The 751-nt window shown below is 69.9% G+C and carries 1 protein-coding gene; it reads left to right on the top strand.

The genetic code is table 11. The annotated features are described in order from the left end of the window. A partial coding sequence (locus AC4FS3_RS28845; protein ID WP_491023392.1) for a 2-oxoacid:acceptor oxidoreductase family protein occupies nucleotides 1–751 on the top strand: 751 nt, incomplete at both ends.

Raw genomic sequence — 751 nt, 5'->3', positions numbered from 1 at the left:
ACCGTTGGCGCGTTGCTCGGCATGGCGGCGCACCTGGAGGGCAAGGGCTGCACGGTGCTGGATTTCACCGGCCTGTCGCAGAAAAATGGCGCGGTGATGAGCCACGTGCGCCTGGCGCCGAAGCCGGAAGACCTGGCGGCGGTGCGCATCGCGCCCGGCGGCGCCGACCTGGTGCTGGGCTGCGACATGGTGGTGGCGGCCAGCCCCGCCGCCCTGTCACGCATGGAGACCGGCGTCACCCGCGCCGTGGTCAACGATTATCTCCAGCCCACCGCCGGCTTCGTCATCAATCCGGATGTGGATTTCGAGCACGCCCAGATGAAGCGGGCGCTGCGCCAGGCCATCGGCGAAAAGGGCATTGATCTGGTCAAGGCCAGCGATCTGGCCACCGCCCTGATGGGCGACGCCATCGCCACCAATCTGTTCATGCTGGGCTACGCCTTCCAGCGCGGCCTGTTGCCCCTGTCGCTGGAGTCGATTGAAAAGGCGGTGGAGCTGAACGGCGCCGCTGTCGACATGAACCTGCGCGCCTTCGCCTGGGGGCGGCTCGCCGCCCATGACCCGGATGCGGTGGAGCGCATCGCCCGGCCGCTGCTGGCGCCTCCGGCGCCCGAGGCGCCTGACCTCGACGCGGTGATTGAACGGCGCGTCCAGTTCCTCACCGGATACCAGAACGCCGCCTGGGCCGGCCGTTACCGGGCCCTGGTCGATGAGACGCGCGCCGTCGAGCAGGCCCGCGTTCCCGGCCGGC

This window comes from Pseudogemmobacter sp. TB195, assembly GCF_058313095.1.
Note: the sequence above shows the minus strand (reverse complement) of the source record. Positions and strands in the feature narration are given on the sequence as shown.